Below are 1,538 nucleotides of genomic sequence, written 5' to 3'. Positions count from 1 at the left end.
GCTTATCTAATGTATAAATGTCACGCCCTACCCAGTCAGGCATTAGCTTATCTATAACTACTGCCTCCGTAATACGGTTGACCGCAAAGTTGCGATGCTCCTCTAGCAATACGTCATCATTGATATGATCATCAGTAGGATTAAAGCCTGTGAGATAGACCATATTGTCAATAAAGATCAGTCCTTTGGGATACACCATTCTTTGAACTGGTTTTTCTTCCCATTTATTTTGATAGCTTATGCGTAATTGACGATTCTGTAGCAGAGCCTGATGAATACTTTCAAGCACATCACTATCAAGCGTTGGTGCTTGCACGATACTAGGTAAGGTGATGAGATGATCTTGCCATTGCCCTAGGGGACTTTGATGAAATTTATCTTTGTCCTGTCGACGTAATTGAGTGAGCTTGTCTGCGATTTCTTGTTTAAAAGATACTGGTAAGTAGTTTGCGGTATATTTATCCAGCATCTCCCAAAAAAACACCGTTTGCTCGTTAAGGACATCAATACTAAAGCTGGCTTCAATATAAAATCGTGCTGTCTTGCCACTGATATTCTGATCCCATGCTGGCACTCGAATTAAGGCATTACTATAAAAGACATCGTTAAAGATTTGGTTTAAGCCAGTCAAATCGTTCTCTAAGTTTTTACGCTCATTAGTAAAATGATCAGGATTAGAACCGTAGGTTTGCATTAGTTCTGTCAAAGAGACAGCATCGGCCTCACTTCGAGGCAGAGATTGATATAAAGCAAATAGACGTGCTGACTTTGTATAGCTGGCGATTGAATGTGCGGGCATAGTAGCCTCTTTATTAAATTGATGAAGCAATCAACTCATGATTAAAATACAGGTTCAATCAAAACGAACCAAAATCGCTGTGCCATTGTCATAAGCATTGCCATCGGAGTCATAAACTTGATTCTTAAGATTGATTAGCCAAGCTTGTAAATCGGTTTCAGCATTGACAAGTTGCCAATGACGACTCGGCACCAAGTCATGAATACCATCCGTACAAACCAAGAGACAGTCGCCACTATTAATATCAATCTTGCAAGAGCTGTCTTTTGGTGCTTCACTGCTTAGATAACTGTCATCAGCCGTTAATGCAAAGCATTCAGTAATACTATATAGACTCCCCGCCATTCCTTCTCGGTTATAGTCAGCGAACTTCGCTTGGCGATCTTGCTCTTGCGCTTTCTGGTCAATGAGCTCATTCAATAGATTATGATCGCGTGTCAGACACTGCCATTGTGTCGCGCCTTTAGGCAGACAATAGACACGACTGTCACCTACATGCGTTATCGTTGCCTTTATTATTCCATCACTATTTAACTCTCCAACCACCATTGCGAGGGTTGCCGCGGCACCATAACGCTTAGATGAATGCTTAGTTTGATTAATCAGCTGATAAATATCTTCTGAAGTAATACTCTTCTGATTAACCCACAACCGTCTGATTGCTTTTACCACCGCTTTTGAACAGTGCTGCGAGTGATTAGAGCTTGCCACGCCATCAGACACTGCTAGGCAAAATGGT

At 41.3% G+C, this 1,538-nt stretch carries 2 protein-coding genes; both read right to left on the bottom strand.

Going from position 1 to position 1,538, the window contains the following annotated elements; all coding sequences use genetic code 11:
- Nucleotides 1-799, bottom strand: a 799-nt coding sequence (locus tag JMX83_RS14870) for a helix-turn-helix transcriptional regulator (protein ID WP_201603358.1), incomplete at its 3' end; no start/stop codon positions are given.
- Between the two features lie 54 nt (nucleotides 800-853).
- The coding region (locus JMX83_RS14865; protein WP_201603355.1) for a PP2C family protein-serine/threonine phosphatase at nucleotides 854-1,538 on the bottom strand (685 nt) is incomplete at its 5' end.

Origin of the sequence: Psychrobacter piscatorii (assembly GCF_904846415.1) — a bacterium.
In the GTDB taxonomy this organism is placed as follows: domain Bacteria; phylum Pseudomonadota; class Gammaproteobacteria; order Pseudomonadales; family Moraxellaceae; genus Psychrobacter; species Psychrobacter piscatorii.
This window is presented reverse-complemented; position numbering and strand designations above follow the sequence as displayed.